The sequence below is a fragment of the Bradyrhizobium sp. SZCCT0231 genome (genome assembly GCF_018130245.1).
Lineage (GTDB): Bacteria > Pseudomonadota > Alphaproteobacteria > Rhizobiales > Xanthobacteraceae > Bradyrhizobium > Bradyrhizobium japonicum_F.
In genome coordinates this window covers 255,708-272,686 of the sequence record NZ_JAFCKP010000007.1, presented here as the reverse complement: position 1 = coordinate 272,686, position 16,979 = coordinate 255,708, and the positions used below count along the sequence as shown (strand labels likewise).

At 60.0% G+C, this 16,979-nt stretch carries 6 protein-coding genes; all 6 read right to left on the bottom strand.

Going from position 1 to position 16,979, the window contains the following annotated elements:
- Positions 1–47: 47 nt before the first annotated feature.
- Entirely contained in the window at positions 48–9,992 is a 9,945-nt protein-coding gene (locus JQ566_RS19490; protein WP_212374575.1) for a hypothetical protein, read from the bottom strand.
- 842 nt (positions 9,993–10,834) lie between these two features.
- Positions 10,835–11,359, bottom strand: a complete 525-nt coding sequence (locus JQ566_RS19485; protein WP_212374573.1) for a PH domain-containing protein — start codon at positions 11,357–11,359, stop codon at positions 10,835–10,837.
- Positions 11,360–11,967: 608 nt separating this feature from the next.
- Positions 11,968–12,429 (bottom strand): hypothetical protein, encoded by a 462-nt coding sequence (locus tag JQ566_RS19480; protein WP_212374571.1) that lies wholly within the window; start codon positions 12,427–12,429, stop codon positions 11,968–11,970.
- An 18-nt stretch (positions 12,430–12,447) separates the two neighbouring features.
- The gene (locus tag JQ566_RS34990; RefSeq protein WP_212374569.1) at positions 12,448–13,218 is read right to left on the bottom strand and encodes an HNH endonuclease; all 771 of its coding nucleotides are present in this window, start codon (positions 13,216–13,218) and stop codon (positions 12,448–12,450) included.
- 12 nt (positions 13,219–13,230) lie between these two features.
- Positions 13,231–15,036 (bottom strand): chromosome segregation protein SMC, encoded by a 1,806-nt coding sequence (locus JQ566_RS19470; protein ID WP_212374567.1) that lies wholly within the window; start codon positions 15,034–15,036, stop codon positions 13,231–13,233.
- A 4-nt stretch (positions 15,037–15,040) separates the two neighbouring features.
- Entirely contained in the window at positions 15,041–16,936 is a 1,896-nt protein-coding gene (locus tag JQ566_RS19465) for a DEAD/DEAH box helicase (RefSeq protein WP_249139565.1), read from the bottom strand.
- Between the last annotated feature and the right edge of the window lie 43 nt (positions 16,937–16,979).

Here is a 16,979-nt window from a genome sequence, read left to right as displayed (position 1 = left end):
AACCGGTAGCCTTTTTCGCTGATCAGCGAGTTGAGCCCATCATAGCTTTAGCTCGTGCAGCCTGAATTGGGCTCTTGCAGCTCGAGGGTGCGCCCGAGAAGATCGAAGCGGGTGGCGATCGCTGCGCGATCGGTGCCTTCGACGTTATCAGGATGGCCGAGCGGATAGTCGACGCCGGTCAGCTGCTGCAGCGGATCATAAGCGTAGGACACGCGCGCGGGCTGCCCGCCCAGATTCACGTCACTGGCGCCAGCCGCCCATTGTGCCACAATGGTATCTACAGGCGCACAAAACCCGCGGGTCTTTGCGTCATCGCGCTGATAAGGCGCAGGAACCGGTGCACTAAGCGCCGCCCCGGATGTCCCTCGATAGAAATGCTCCTGGTTCTCCAGCACCGTGCGCTTCAAACCGCGTGCGTCTGACCAGACAGCAGAGGCGGTACAGCGCGGCGAAAGCGCAAGGGCCTCGAAGCGCGCGAGCCGAGATCCCTGCTCCGGTACGATACGGTAATTGAATTGCGCCGTGCCTTGAACAGTGCCGGCGGCCTTCGGTTCGCTCAATCGCGATTCGACGAGCAGCGGACGCCCTGCCCCGTCGTAGCTGCTGCTGACCAGCGGCGGCAACGACGACGGTGGCGGGACCAGATCGGTGAAGCGCCGTAGCGTCTTCTCGCGGATGGTACCCGGCGGAATCGCGTAAGGCTCGAATGTCTGCAGGTCGCGCCCGAGTGCATCGATGCTGGTTGAAGGGTTGACAATGCCGCTCGCGGTGTCTTTGCAGCGCTCCTTGAGGCCGGCCGAAGGGGCCTTGTTCTGGTTGCCGTCTATGAAGTCGTCCCTGATTTCCAGACACACGTCGGCCTCGCGGATGGTCTGGATTGGACGGCCAAGCCCGTCGGCGAAAATCGCCGTCTCGCGGGTGCTCTGGTCCTGTCCGAGCAATCCGGAGTAACTGTCCGAACTTTCGAAGCGTCGCAAATTGCTGCGCAGCAGCCCGGCGGACATACTCATGTAGTCGGCGACCGCAAGTACGTGCCAGTTCTTCACCTCCGGCAGCGTTTCAGGCGTGAACGGCGCGCCGTCCGGCTTTCGTTCCCGCGTCTCGTTCTTTGCGACGGCGCGCTTGAGCCTACCCTGGAACGTCAAGTTCTCGCGCGGTGCATTACCCCAGGATCGTGCCAGCAGGTTCAACCGTCCCCAACGGTCGAGATCGTGCAAAATCCTGTTGTCATTGATATCGTTCGTCTCGACGACTACGCCGAAATGGGTGTCGATACGGCTGGTTGACGCATGCGTGATCGCCCTGCGCAGCACCGGCTGCGGCAACTCGGGGAGACCAAAAGTACAGCGTGGCTTCTCGTCGGCCTTCAAACTCGGCGTATCGGCGCCGGCACCGGGAATGTCATTCACACAACGGGTGAGCATCGTTGACGTTGCGGTGCGCCGGATCGGGTCTTTCTCATAGTTGAACCGACGCTCGATCCACTCCTTGTTGTACGATAGCGGTGAAATTGAATGCAGGAGGTTGCCGAACTTATCGTACTGGGCAAGCCGATGATGAATCACCGCATCGAAGCTGGCGCCCCCCTTCGGCAGCCCGGGGGTGTCCTCATAGGCGGCTCGGAGCGCCGACTGCATGCTGGAATAGCCGTCCGCCAGCGCTAGCCGCATGTTGTTCTTGAACCTGCTGCACATGCCGGAGAAAAAGCGGAATCCGTCTCCTCCAGGGTAAAGACAGACGTCAGTGAGGTTGACCGCTGTCCAATCTTTGGTCTGCTCTCCGCCGCTGTCGGAATAGATGGCTTCCCGCACCCGCAGCGGCGTGCCGCTTTGGTTCGGGTCCTTCCACGGACCGGAGAATATCTGGATCTCCTGCGCGAGGCCGAGCAAGGGATAGCCGACGGCGCTGCCCGATCCATAGATATTCAAGGCCTGCTTCGGCACGTATTTGATCGCGGCATTGACCGAGGACTCAGTCGAGGGATTCCACTGCGAATCGGCTTCGCCGATTCGATCGAATGCAAGGACCTGTCCCCATTGATCGTGATCGAAACCAACGGCCGAAACCAGGCGGGGTACGGCCGGATCTGCCGGCTTGGTGAACTCCTCCGCCGGGACACCACCTCCGAACGATTCTAGCGAGATTAAGCGCTGACGCACGGAGCCGCTCTGCTGGGCCCAGAACGCGCGCTGCTCGCGCACAAAGCCCGCTTCGCAAGCATCCTGGCGCAGCTGAGCGGTGCAGCCTCTGACATCGCCGCGGCAGATGCTGTCGGTGCCGAACAGGCTCTTTTCCCGATTGAACTGCGAGCCATCCGCAGTCGACGGAAGCTTCGAGCCGCCGATCGTAAAGAAATTCGCGCCCCACGAATCGGCCAAGCGGTCGAATTGCAAGGCCTGACACTGCGGCGACAAGGGCGCCGCCAGGGTCTGCAGGTCATCGATCGAATAGGCGTATTCGGTGCGCGAAACGGCCTGCAACGGCGGTTCGCCGGGGCCGTCCTGGTTAGCGGACGAGTTTGCGCCGGCGACGGTCTTGATAAGCTCCATCCCCTGGGTCAGGAAATCCCGGTTGGAAAAGGCCTGCTCGATGACCTGCAGCTTGCGATACCCCGCTGCGCTCACCGTGGCCCAATCGAGCCGCACCGGATCGTCCAGGACGTTCAGACAGGACGTGCCGGCCTTGCCGACGTCGCATCCGTAGACGGTGCTGATGCGCCTGGCAAAACCATAGAACTGCCGCTCCGCCCGATCGAAATAGCCTTGCGCGTAGTCGAACACCGTCAACTGCACGTCGTGACCATCGGGAGCAAGATTGGGCAAATCTGCCCGTTGGTTTGGATCGAAACCGTCGTAGCGGGCGGTTGCCGTCAGCGCCCAAACCGGGCGTCCATTTTCCGGACCCGAGTTGCCAAACAGGCCATGCTGAAGCGCCCATTTGGATCCCGAGGGATTGGTAATGCCGACAAGGAGATGTGTTTTTGCGTCCGGATTGTAATGGACCTGAGTGGTCAAGTTTGATGCACCCAGCATGGCGTTTCCGCCCGCGAGCGGCGGGAGGAAGCCGCCGCTCACTGCGACCACGTCCGGCATCCCGTCGCCGTTGACGTCGCGGATCTGCAGCAACTCACGCGTTTGATTGCGCGCCCACTTGACGCCGGGCGTAAAGACCATCCTGCAGCACGGCGGTATGTTGAATCCGAAAGTGAACAAGACGCCGGCATCCAGCAAAGTCGTCTCCGAAAGGGATGTTCCGGACCTCTCCTTGGCCTGCGGGCTTGTCTGCCAATCCTTCAGCTTGTGAATCTTGCCGGGGCCGAACCCGTTGCCAAGGTTTGGAAACACCAGCAGGCGGCCGTCTTCCTGTGGCAGCACCACGTCGGGCCGGCCGTCGCCCGTGAAGTCCAGCAAGGCGGCCTGCGATCCGGAGTCGCGGTGTGCGAGGCCCAGACCAGCCAGAAAACTTCCGGCCCCATAGGAGTAGCCAAGCCTGACGCCGAAGCCGGCTGAATGGCTCGTATTGAACGGCACTCCTTTCAGGCGCTCCGAGAAGACCTTGGTCTCATTCCGCCGCAGACTGCTGCCCGCGTTCAGGTACAGACTGAGGTTGTCACTTTTGATGTCGGCAGTGAACTTGTCGGCGAGGCCGTCACCGTTGAAATCCTGCAGCTGGGTGAACAACTCGTCCCTCCCCTTCTCCAGGCTGAAGCTGAAGCCCGGATCGACGTTGGCGTCGGGAGAGCCGGTCTTGTCATTCTTTTTCGTTCCGTTGGCGCGGAACAGCGCCGCCGTTGAAGCCGACAGCCCGATACCTGTGCCCTCGCTGTTCGACGTGGCGTTCTGCTCCATGCCTGACGCCCTCAGTTCGGAATTGAGGTCCGGCGTATTGTCGGTAGCGCGGAAATAGGTCCACCAGTCGCGGCGGGTGAGCCCGACCGGCGACGTCAATTCGACGGAGCCGCCGCTCACCACGTCCGGATAGCCATCGCCGTTAACATCGCGAAACTGACGTATCGTATCGACGACGGTATGGATGTGATCCTTATTCACGTAGGACGTTCCGCCATTGATCGAGACCGAGCGCGAACTCCTGCTTTGCACCGGCGCGAACACTTCGATGGTGCGGTTTTCGGCCGGCGGCACTGGCCGGTTCGGCAGCGCTGCCGACCCGGGGGCCGGTGTGGTGCCGAAGCCCGGGCAGTTGACTGCGGGGCTTTGCGGATCGATGCACGCGAGCTTCTTGTAGGACTCAAACAGGAACAGAAACTGGACGATCGGCGGACGTTCGAATCCTGTGAGGGCCGAGACCGAGTGGACCGCCGGAACCGGTCCGGTCGACGGCGATACGGCACTCTCCAGGAAGACCGTGTCGTCCGCACCCATCCAGCAGCTCGCAACGAAGCTTGGATGCTCCGCCGCGCAGACCGAAGTTGCCGGCCGGTTCTGTTCGTCCTGTTGCGGCAGCGCTGCGCTGACCGGTCCGACAAAGCGGTGCAGCAGCGCGAAGTAGTCGACCTGCTTAAGGCTGAGGTTGTCGTCAGGACGCGAGCCGAGGTGATTTTCGCAGCCGTCCGGATTGGCGTGCGTCTCGTCGCCGCAGGCATCCTGCGCGTCCTTTAGCGCAGTGTTGCCGAGCGGCGGAGTCGCCGGCAAAATGCGCGTACTAAAGCGCAGCGACCCGTCGGACAGTTGGTTGGTGGTCGGTGGAGCCACGAACGGCAACGGGACCTGCAGTTTCCCGTCGGCTGCGGTCTTGCCGGCAAACAGTGACCAATCGCCGCCAGTCTTCGTGACGTTGGGGTCGCGGCTGAAAAAGGCCCGGGACTGACCGGCGGCCGCAATCGGCTGGCTCGGCTGCGGTTGAGGCTCAAGCATGAACTTGTCAGCCTCGATCTCGATCTCCGGATGCAGGCGCAGAATTTCCCGGCGCCGCAGCACCGAGAATCGGTTGTCGTCGTTGCCCAGTCGCTGCGCATCGCTGTAGGTGCGGTATTGTGCGCCGAGCAGGACCTCGGTCCAGCCGAGCCGGGTCCAGGGTCTGCAGCTCGGCGGCAGCGCATTCACCGCCGGCGGGTTGGGAGCCGCAGGGAGTTGCGGACACGACAGCGCGACATTGCCTTCGTCCGGCTTTTCCGTGCGCGACAGAATCTGCGACGGGGAACGCGGGATCAAATATCGACCCGGACTGATCCCGACCAAACCGCCATCAAAGATCGAGAAGTTGCCGGTGACCTTGTCATTCGGAGTGGCCGGCTGGATCGCGACCGTCTGCTCGGCGGGAGCGAGGCGGAAGTGCAGCTCCAGAACATCAAGCGGACTGGCCCTGAACTCCAGAACCCGGTTGCGTCCGACAAACTCGTTGTTTTCTCCGATTGTGAAGGAGATCTCGTAGGACTCCGGTCCTTCATATTTCTGCGCGTCGGGCAGTTCGCAGTCCTGCTTCGCTTCCATCGCGGCAGAATTGTTGAACACCGGGAATCCGCGCTCGCAAACGGGCTTAAAACCCGGAATCATGATGCTGTTGGTGAACGCCGCAGCGCGTCCCGCGCGCTTGTTCACGGTGATGCGCTGGAGGACGTCACCGTGCGGGCCACCCGCAGTTTTGCGCCTCGGATAGAAATGGTCGTCGATCGGCTGGCCCGGTATTTCCCGCGTGCCGTATTGTCCCATGCAGGTATTCGGCGCCAGCGGATTGCACGGATCGTTGCCAGTGCGTTGGCCCGACAACTGACGAAAGCTGATCGGCTTGCCGTTCACCGTCGCGGAGAGCTTGATGGTAAAGGCGGCGTTTGAGCTGCTTTCGAACCGCTCCAGGACCTTACGCATGTTTTTCGCGACCGGATCGGGGACCAACTCCTCGAATTCCTGCATGGAGAAATTGGCCGACAGGCGATAGACGCAATCGTCTTCGAGAACCACGATCGGCTTCGCGACCGGCTTGCCGGCAGCGACGATCTTGCAGCCGAGCGGATTGACATTGACGGGCAACCGGTACCCGCGCCGGGTCAGGCGCGGCGCGTCCGTCAGCAGCGCCTCGCCGAGGGCAAGATTCGCCAGCACACGCTGTAGCAGCGTCTCGGCGCTGGTGATTTGCTCGGCAACGGACAGATAGCGCAGGAAGAAGGGCAGGCGCAGAGTGTCGGGCGCGGAAGCTTCGGGTTTTGCGGTGAACGACTTGGCGTCGAAGCGCAACTTCGCCTCGGCGCAGCGCTTATTGTAACGATCGATCTTGACCTGCCAGTAATTCAGGTAGTCGTCCTGGTAGGGTTGTCCGTACGCTGGATACACTGCCCGCAGGAAGTCGAGGATCTCGGTGCGGTAGCCACAGAGTACCAGCGTCTGCCGGGTACGTGCGAGCGCAACGTTGACGGGCTCCGCCTTCAGGGTTTCGGCGAAGTCGATCTCTGCCGGCTCCGGATCGCCATCGTCGAGGCCGGTGTCGGGGTTGGCAAATGTACCCTGTTCAACCCGTGCATATTCCAGGTCCGGTTCGCCCATGCCGACCGGAAGGTAAACCACCATGGTCCTGTTGAGGCCGTCGGTGGCCTTCAAGACGATGCCCGGCGTCACGTTCGCAGGCGGCTTTTCCGTGAAGATCGACTTCACCTGCGGCGCGACGCGCCAGACCAGATCGCTCATCCGCGCGCTAATGTTGCGCACCGGCAGCACGGCACCCGCGACCTTGTGTAGTACGGTCAGGCGTGCCGCCAGCACATACGCCATGTTCGGATCGGCAAGAAACGCGTCGCAGTCCGCCTGCGGCCGTGAGGCATCGCACGCGGGGGCGATGTTGACCGTACAAGTCCCGCTCACTGCGGCGCACTGCGCCGAAACGTCCTGGCGGAACATGCGCCGCAACAACGATACCGGCGGAGTTGGCGGGGTGGGCGGCGGCGCGGCGATACCGGGGTCAGGCTCTGGTCGGGGCTCGGCGATGACGTCGAAAAAGACCTGATAATCCCTCGTCAGTTCGGCCGGAACCTCAAAGCGGCCGTCGAATGCCCGGCCAGTTCCGGCTGGAAGCTGCACCGTCGTGCCTGGAGCCGACGCGATGGTGCCGGTGCGCAGATCGAACTCGTACCGTGTCTGTTTCGACAGAAGACACTCGCTCGGGCCGCCGTCTGCGATCTCATCCTTCCATCGACACGGTAGAGCCTCGGTCGTCTTGTCCGGATCACCCGACTTGAAGAGGTTGAACACGGCATCGCCCTCGACGCGTGCATAGGCAATCTTCGCTTTCGGCTTCAGCCATGCCCGCAGATGCGGATGAACGCTATATCCGAGGTAGATGACGTCGCCGGTCCTGACGTCGATCTGCTGTCCTGACCCGCCGTTCGGCCGACATGCCGTCGCAAAATTCAGCGCCGACAAATCGAAGGTGGCAGAACCAAGCGTCGTGTCGGCGCAGGGCGTGATTGTCCGGGTGTCGCGCTTGTACAGCCAGATACCCAGGCGTGGATCCGGCGGTTTGATGAATTCGATGTTTGCCGGAACAGGCACAGCGTGTGGTCCCAGCGGATCGGAATAGACGGCGTGACAGCTCTCATCGGTTTGCCAAATCTCGCAACTGGCTCGCCTGTTGATGTATTTCTGATACTCCGCAACTTCCGGGCCGAGGTCATCAAATTGCTTCGGACCGAACTTCACACCGTATGCGCCGGGATTGACCGGGTCCGGCGCAGATTCACCACGCTCCAGCTGCCCAGCCAGGGTGATCACGCCGGTGAGGGGCGCCTCCCAGGCAATCATCGTCTGACTGAATTCGAGTTCGCGCAGACGGCGGGACGTTGCCTCCAGGCGGCGTTCGATGCTTTGTATTTCGTCCCGCATGTCGAGCGGGAAGCGGGTCGCCAGCGTGTTGTCCGCGACCTTGCCGGGAATCGGCGGCGTCAGCGCGCTGCCGCGGTTGAACCTGACGACGTTTTTCCCCGCAACCTGCGTCTCGCCCTGGTTGTAGAAGATCTGGCCGTAGCTCACAAGGTCGACGAGACCGTCGGCATCGCGATCCGTGAAATAAACGAAAGAGTCGCTGCTTGAGCTATTGAAGGCCACGCCAAGAAAACTGGTGGCCGGGCCATAGCCCTCGATGCCGATGCTGCGGGTCGACGAGCTGGAGACCGACAGATCGGAGATGCCCTCGATGGTCCCGCAACGACCCATTGGATAGGTGATCGTATAGGAGCCATTGACGGGATACTGGGAGCGCTGGCCCGCGCAATAGGTCAACGTATCGCCGTCCCGATAGACAATGTCGTCGATGCCATCGCCGGTGATGTCGAGGAAAGTGGAATTGCCCTCGGACTTGGAGAATTGCAGGCCGCCCTTCACGCCAACGGTGAATTCCTTCAGCGAGGTATTTCCGATTACTCCGAAACCGACAAAAAGCGAGCCGCCAGTTTCTTCCGTACGCCCGGTCCCAAGCAGGGAACGCTCGGACATCAGGCCAAACCCCAGCCCTTCCAGCATCGCGCGTGGGAATTCCAGCCTACCGTCTACCTTTTGCCAGTTGCCGAGGTCGGTGATCGGCTGTGGGTCGGGCCAGACGGCCCTGCAGGAGTCAGCGTCGAGCCCGGCGTCGTGCGATTTCTGTGCCTCAAGCTTTTCGCCCTCGTACGAAAACGAGAACGTCTGCGTCGTCAGCGGTATCGGCGCGTCTTCGCCCGGCACAGCGATCGGTCCGCGGTCGTAGAACGGATTTGGCTCGACCTCGTAGGTCTTCAGCACCCGGTCGAAGTTCATGCATGCGTCGTTGGCTGCATTGGGCAGGAACCGATGTTGGGCGAAGTAGGCCCATCCCGGCGGCGGCGCGGCATCGTTGATGGAAGCGGTGGTGAGCCAGGCGTTGTTTGGATCCGGCTGGTACAGCACGTCTATCTTGAGCAGCCAATATTCGTGCGCGCGGAACAAACCCAGCCGCCCATCGCTGTTGTGCCGGTTGCTATCGCGGGGCCCCCAGGTGAATGCCACCCGCGTAACGCCCGTACCGAGGATAGGTTGGGCTGTCTGGCCAAAGGCACGATTGTACTCGACCGCCTCGAGGCGCAATGCGGCAGAGCACTCGCTGCCCCAATATGGGAGGCAGTCACCGCCCCCTCGCCGCCCTTGCGCATAGAAATAGATCGCGCCATTGCGAGCTGGCTGGCGATCATATTCCTGCGTCAATCCCCATTGCGCGATGACGTTCCTTCGCACACCATCGCCGAAAGGCACCGTCCCGCGCAGCAGACCATTGTTGTCTCCCGCGATGCCAGGTGCGGCGCCGTTCTCCTTGAACGTGCCGCCATATAGCTTGGTGACATGTGAGTTCGGATCCCACACTTCCCAGAAATAACTGTTGGGTCGATCGCCGTAACGACGAACGATCAGCCCGCTCGAATTGTTGCGCAAGCGGAAGAAACGCGTTCCCTCCACGCGGGGCAGGATGGGACCGCCCTTGTAAAGTGACGGAATGTCCTTTCCCTTGGAATCGAGCGCGATCAGGTCCATGCCGTCGAGCAGATAGTCCTCGGTTTCATAACCTGGATGGAAAATTGGCGCCGGCCCGCGAACCTCGATTGTGCTGATGAACAGGTCCCAACCTCTTCCGAGCACGCCTGGAGTGCCTTGCGGACTGTATCGGATGGCAAAGCTTGGTCCCGGGCCGCGCGACGGACGCAGCAACATCGGCAGGTTGACCCCATAACCTCCCTTGCTGTCGGGCTCAATGCGATCGACTGCGAGGAAGCCGCTGGCCGGGCTCACCTGATCGACAGGCTTGGCAAGGGCCGATGGCCCGTTTATCGCGGGGTCGGATTGCGCCGCATCCGGCAACACGATCACGCCGCCGATGATGCGCTGCTGCTGCTCCGAAAGCGTGGCATAGAGTCGTTGAGGCTCCGGCGTTGCCGGCGCGAACGATTTGGCCTCGGTCCAATTGCCATGGACGGAGTTGAACACAAATACCGAAGGCTCCTTGGTTTGAGCGTCGGCCGGGATCGGTCCCGAATAATGCACGCCGACAGCTATCCCTTCTGGAATTGCTGCCTGTCCCGCCGCGATTACACCTCCCCCTACTTGCGCTACCCGAAGGGGCACCACGCTGACCTGATATGAACTACACCCAAGTTCTGGTCGCTGCGTCAAGTTCAGCAGACGAGCATCAGCGCCGTATGTAGCTGCATCGATGGCGAGCGAGGGCGTTTCGGAACCGCTAAGACAGCTTGCCCGCACCGCAACCGGCAACGGCCCAATGTAGTTGTCAGAGAGAAAGATATCGAGCCCAGCTAGTGACGTTCGGCGATCGCCCGCATCGAGTATGGCCATCTTTTCAACTAGCGGCGTCGCAATACTTCCGCTTGTCGATCTTGATTGCCGGACCGGGATCACCTCCGACCTAGCAGGAAAAGTCGAAATGATCGTTTGAAGGACGACGAGAGCTGCCGTCGCCGCCGAAAACGATTTCCGAAGCATTCTTCCCCCCAAAACACAACGGCGCAGCGTCGGTTAGTCGAACGACGTTCGCGGGGGGCGCGGCGCATGCGGATATAACGAGCTGGTATCAGCTCCGCTTGCGGCCAAATAGACTAATAAAATAGCGTGCCCCCTGAACGCTCGGAAGCGATCTAGGATAAAATATGTGTGGCATGATAGTGCATGAGATTGGCGGTTGTCCACTTCAAAAACGCAATCTCAGTCTGCAACGACTTGGAGTGTCAATTGGCCCAATCGAACACGCTACTCCCAACCGCATGCTCTTCGGCCGACACTAATTCGGTCCTATTTCCCAATGGGTATGACGCACTGCAAAACAACAAGGTGGCATCGCCGAAGCGAACGCATGTCGTAGAACGCTTGAACTAACCGCCCAGCGTTGCTCGTGCTGACCGCGTGCGTTCGAAAAGTTCACGTAGTTGTTCATATGCGGTGTCGGAGTTGCCTAGATCCATCAGCATGGCGCCACTTCCGAAAGTACTCGAACCGCCGACAGTCGCCGAAGTACTCCACCAAAATCCTTGACCCGTAGCCGCGGTGGCGAGGTAGACGGATCCGAGTCCAATCAATCGCTGGAGGATTCCGCGCCTAAGATTGATTTCCCGAACGGACACTAGAGGGATCTCCTTACGGTGAAGCGTAAGAAAACCCTCCTCAATTTCGATCCTATCGGAATAGACGCGATAAACAGTGTTCCTGTAGTTCAGCCATTTCGCCGCCAACGTCACTGTTGGGAACAAAAACAATACGACGATTCCGATTATCAGAAATTGGCTTCCGATGTAAGCTCTTGCGATAGCGACGCCGGACGGAAACAGCATGCTTAACAGACCGCCGAAGAACCCCCCGGCCCAAACTGCAAAGAAAAGCTGCAGCGGAAGTTGCGCCAAGAAAGACGTCCAAAGCACAAAGGTGGGCCGATATTCCGCTAACATCGTAGCTCGACCGCAATTGGGGTTCACTGACTGAGTTTACAGCAACACTACTGTCGCGTCCAAATCGAATCAGCGCAGTAGTGACCTCCTCGTCAAAGGCGCGGCATCTTTCAATCCCCCGTTCAAATCTGATCATGGGGACACTCGGATTCACGCTACATCCGCTCCGGTCCTGAACGACCAGCCGATCATGTCGCTCAGCGACGATTTGAGTGAAGCATTTGTGGATTTAGCAAGACGTCTAATGCAAGCCACAAGGCATGCTATGGCCGAGCGCCAAGCGGTAAAGCAAGACCGAGTCTCGCATCCGACGATACGCTGCGGCCTCGCGCGAAAATGGATGACAAAAACTCCACCGATGAATCCGCGCGAATTCTCCGTGTCGTTGCGTTGAGGTTTTCTCTCTCAGCCCTGTAGCACTGCCCGCTATGCCAATCGACGCCAAGATTGCGACCACACTTCTTGATTGAGACTTCTTGGCTGATAGCTCGGCAATAGTCTTTGTGAAAAAGTCTTTGAAAATGTGGTTGACCGCCTAACAGGCAACACTCCGGTGCTCAATGCTATGGTCCTCTGAACCCAGCAGGCTTTCTCCATTTCATACCAGACTTCGCGACCCTCCCCGGAAATGTCCCAGGGCCTACTTCAATGTAACCGAGGTGGCGCATCAAGGCGGCTGTTATTACGCCTGCGTTGATCGTCCCAGCATTGTGAGGGTGGTAGCGTTCGCCCAAAGAGGCATGGATCAGTGGATCGACACCGGCTAACGCAGGGAGGCCCTCCTCGACAGCCCTTATGGCTGCCTCGCGTCCCTGAGGACTCCAGATTATTCGCTCCATTTCCATATAGTCAGGGTCCGACGAAAGCATATCGCCGTCGCTGAGCGACAGTCCACTTGCGTTAATGAAATCGATGATCTCCTGACCGCCTTCGTCGGCGCGACGCTTAGCGTTCTCATAAAGGACGGCGCGCTGCTGGGACGTCATCGCCCGGATCTGATCCTGTGTAGGGGCCTTGTAAGCCATATCATCTACTCCTTTCGTTCACTCATCTTTTATCTTGCCGCGGGCGCGAGCTCTCGTGCGATGGCTCACGAGGCGACGGTGATGCTCGACAGTCAGAGAGAGTGGTGATTCCCACCGCAATTCGGCGCGCGCGCGCTCGCTAATGCTATCTGAAAATTCCGGCCTTCCTTCTTCATCAAAGGTCACGAGCGCGCGGTCAAACGCAGCGTCCCACAAGGCCGACAACAGCAAACCGTTGTGCACGTCGAGCCGCTCTGCGTCACTTTCACATTCGCTCCAAGGGATGATGTGCGAGGCTCGCAGCAGAGCTGGATCCGAGATGCCGGTGAGTGGACACCGGCCTTGCCAATAGTCCATCAAGCGCGCGCGAAAGATGTCCTGACCAATCCGCTGTACAACTAACCGCTCGGCCTCGGTAGAATTAGGCAAAGCCGCCGTGCGAGCCTCGAACTCGCGTAGCGGTGCATCCGGAAGACTGACGCCAAGTTGGTAGACACGGTGCAGCACCGTATAGAGCTCGCCTAGGTTATCGAAGGCGTAGCGACTTCGTCCCGCGCCAAGTATATTGGTTGCGGGCAGCCCCATTTCAGCGATCACCCCTGGGTGATCCAATGCAAGAAACCAGGGTCCCTGCGGACTGGCCGCGGCAATATAGATCGTACCGAGCGCGGTAGTTGAGCCAAAAGCCAACCATCCTTCCTGTTCGCCCAAAACGCGGCGAAAGCCATGCTGCCAAGCCGCCTTTTCGCATTCCTGCCGAACGACGAAAGATTGAGGCGCTTCTAGCACAATAGCATCCCCTTAAAGATCGCGGCTTAATAAACGCGCCGCGCCAGGAGCACCGCGCAGAGTCAATCGCAGCCACGGGTCACGACGAACATCATCAGGAGGACGAGTCGTCGTTGTGATGATGTACTGGAAAGCTGCCGTCTCTGTGAGAGACTCGAGCTCATACATCAAGCGAAACAGCTCGTCGTAGATACTCAGGCCGAGATCCGCTTCACGGGGGCTGTCATGAACTAGGAATGCGGGAACACGCGTTGAACCCTCGACGCTCAGGCAAAGACAAGCGACATCGAAAGCCAGAACCTTTAGGGATTCGATGGCGGCCGTGCGACGGTCGCCGTCAACATCGACAACGATTTCCACTCCCCTGCCGGTCAGCGTAACCGCTCCTTTTGCATTCTCATCAACTAGGCAACGAATGATAGCGGAGAACTTCTGCGATATCCTGCCGAATGTCAGCCCCTGCTTATCGCGGAAAGAATCAAGTCTCTCTCGTTCGCTGGACAGCCTGTCCTCGAGGCTCCGCAGCCGTATTCTCGCCTCGTCGAGCTCGGTCGAAATCTCGGCAAACCGCTCGACCTCTTCTTTGAGTTGTATTGCTGCCTGCCAAGCCAATGCACGCGTGTCCCGGACGCTCTCGATGGCCTGAACCCGTTTCTCGGCCCGTTGGACTTGCTGCCGTCCAAGAGCGATGGTGGGTTGAAGGGCTCTGAACCGCGCATTCAAACCGTCGATCTTTTGCCTTTGATCGTCGATTGCTTGGCGCTTCGAAGTGAGCCTGGCCCGGCATTCCGCTTCATCGTGGAGCTTGTGGGATAGACTGCACTTCTCGGCCAGCGCCTTATCGATCGGCACCTCACAAATCGGGCATACCTGACTGGCCGCGTTTTCTGCAGCGAATGACAGCGCCGGTATCTCGCTGGAGAGCAGTGTGAGAACCTGATTCTCAACTGGGGTTTGAGCCTCTATTGCGATGCGCTCTTCGTCGGCACGTCGCAGTTCTTCGCGGACCTCCTGCAACGCCTTCCGCGCCTGCCCCAGTTCGGCCATGTCCCCGGTTGGGAGCTGGGCCACGGCGGCGAGCTGCTCGTCGGCAGCTTTCCGAAACAGCTCCAGGAGCAGAGGCATTTCCGGCAACGTCTTCGCGGCAAGGCCGAGGTGATCCACCAGTCGTTTGTGGCGCCGGTCACGGTCCCAATTCAGATAGGATATTTCGCGCTCCGCGTTTGCGACGTCGGTCCGCAGAGCCTCTTCAGTACGTCGGGTTTGCTGCTCCGCCTCGGTGATGGCTGTCAGGAACGCCCGAAGCGCTTCGCGCCTCGGCCCCGTTTCGCGTCCGCTGGCCGGCAGCGGCGCATCAGAGCCGGATGCAGGAGAGCGCCAGTCGAGAACATCGTCGAACCGGCACTCCTGATCGCGCGTCAACCAGGCGAGTGCAATCGGCCATGCCTTTTGGCCAGACTGAAGGCGGGCCAAACCCGCGACGCCCGGCGTCACAATGCTGTGTTCAATGGCCTCGATCAGCGGATCGATGCTCGTTGTTCCGCCGTCCCCCGCGGCAATCTCATCGAGATTGCCGTCGGCGATCGCGACATGCCGGCGCCGGATACCCAGTGGCCGCACGATGGCCCAGCAGAGGCCGTCGAGCATCACTTCGGCGCCGACGATGCCATTCGGAAATGCGAATGCGATACGCTCTCGCTGGGTTTCGTCGGCGAAGCGCTGCTCGCCGAGACAGTACCGCAGCAGGCGACAAAACAGAGTCTTGCCGCTTCCGTGACCGATGGCGCGTAAACCCTCGGCGCCCCTGTCGTCATCCAAACCGTCAGGCGACCAGACAATGTTGAGCCCTGGTCGAAGCGGGATGTCGCGGATCTTCTGGCCACCCGGCGCTTCCGAGCGCGGCCGAGACCAGAAGGGTCGTAGCTGAGCTGCGCCCCTCACCCGACAGCCCCGCAAGCTTGGTGCGTTCCCGCATGCCGGGGTGCGGCTGGTTGAGGCAGTAGGGGCAGAATCCAAACTTGCCGGGAATAAACCAACAGCTCTTACCCGTTGAACCGTAGCGCCCGTCCGGTGCCACAGTGACCATCTGGGGCACCCTGGGTTTCCTGTTGGCCCGGAGCCGCTCGATACCACCGCGCTCCTCACGCCAATCTTCCGGATAGCTTTCAATGTCGCCAGTGAAGGCATATTCGGGATCGCCGTCATCCGTCGGAGTCAGATAGCCCGCTTTGTCTCCTTCCTGATCATCGAGCGGCGCATCATCGATATCTCTGGGAATAAACCTGGTACCGTCCGCATCCTCGACCTTGGTGACGACGTGGACCTCATGTCCACATTCCCGGCAGAAGCGGGTGGGATAGAGACGATGGCCGGGTGCACTGGGATCTTCGAGCTGTCCCTCAAACAGCACATTCCTGGGCTTCTCGGTCAGCGTGGTGAAAACTTCGCCTGCGCCGGAGATAAACTGATGGAGCTTGAACGCAAGGAATGCTCCATCTCCTGTGCCTCCTCGTTCCTTTTCCGGAAGGCTGATGCGGGTCAGGAACGTCTCAAAGGCACTCCGACAGGTTTTCGGTCCGACCCCACTGTCCTTCGAAAGCAGCTCGATGGCCGCTTCGAACGGGATGGGCTTCTTGCGTTTGAGCTCCTGGGCATCATCCAGCCCGATCGCCAGTTCGGCCCAGACCGCCAAGGGATGTTGCTTCAGTGCCTCGTCGGTCAGCACATCCGGAATCGGTGCGTTCAGCACCGCGTCGAGCTTCGGCTTTACATCCCCGAGTTTCAGCCGGTCATCGGTCGCTCGCTGGAGCGATTCGTCGATGACGGATTCTGTTCCGATGGCAGTTCCAAAAAGTCGCGATGCGACATCGGCTACTGCCTTAGCACGACCAACGTCTGACCCCTCGCTCGCCATCGTCGCCGAGGTGCCGATGCAGATAGGTGCTTTGTCCGGAGCACAGCGGTTTCGAAGTCGGCGCACGAGAATGGCAACGTCGGCACCCTGCCGACCGCGATAAGTGTGCAATTCGTCGAGAACGATGAAGTTCAGGCCCTTTGCATTCTCAATGACCTTGGTATCGAGCTCATCCTGTCGGGTGAGCAGCAACTCGGCCATCATGAAGTTGGTCAATAGGATATCCGGCGGATTGCTAGCAATCCGCTGTCTCTCTTCCTGGCTCTCCTGTCCGGTATATCGACGAACGATTGGCCGGAGGTCATTCGGCAGATCGGATTGCGAGATGAACTTATCGATTTCCTTGATCTGGCTGTTAGCCAGAGCATTCATCGGATAAACAATGATCGCGCTTGTCTTACGGAGCTTTCCTGCCTTTCGCGCCCGGACGATCGCGTCAACAACGGGGACGAAGAAGCACATGGACTTGCCGGATCCCGTTCCAGTCGTGACCACATAACTCTGCCCGGCACGCGCCTTCGCGATGGATTGCGCTTGGTGACGATGAAACTGCAACGGGTTAGATCCGAAGCGGAAGATCTTGCCGGTCGCCTCGTCTAAATCACCAGAGGCCACCAGTTCATCGACGGCCGGACCCTTCAGGTACCGCGGATTCAGGGACAGCAATGCATCCGGCCAGAAGCGTCGCTTGTCGTATTCCCGCTTTATCGCCGAGTCCAGATCTTCCGAGCGGATCTTGCTGAACGAGCGCGAGAAGCGCGCATAGGAATCGATGAGCCGGTGTTCGAACTCAAATGCCTTCATTGGCCTCTCGCTGACATTTTTAATCCTGACGGGCCGTCTTGCC

What these genes read in the sequence shown, in the direction of transcription:
- JQ566_RS19480 (WP_212374571.1), bottom strand. Translation starts at nt 12,429, where the DNA reads ATGGCTTACAAGGCCCCTACACAGGATCAGATCCGGGCGATGACGTCC.
- JQ566_RS19465 (WP_249139565.1), bottom strand. Translation starts at nt 16,936, where the DNA reads ATGAAGGCATTTGAGTTCGAACACCGGCTCATCGATTCCTATGCGCGC.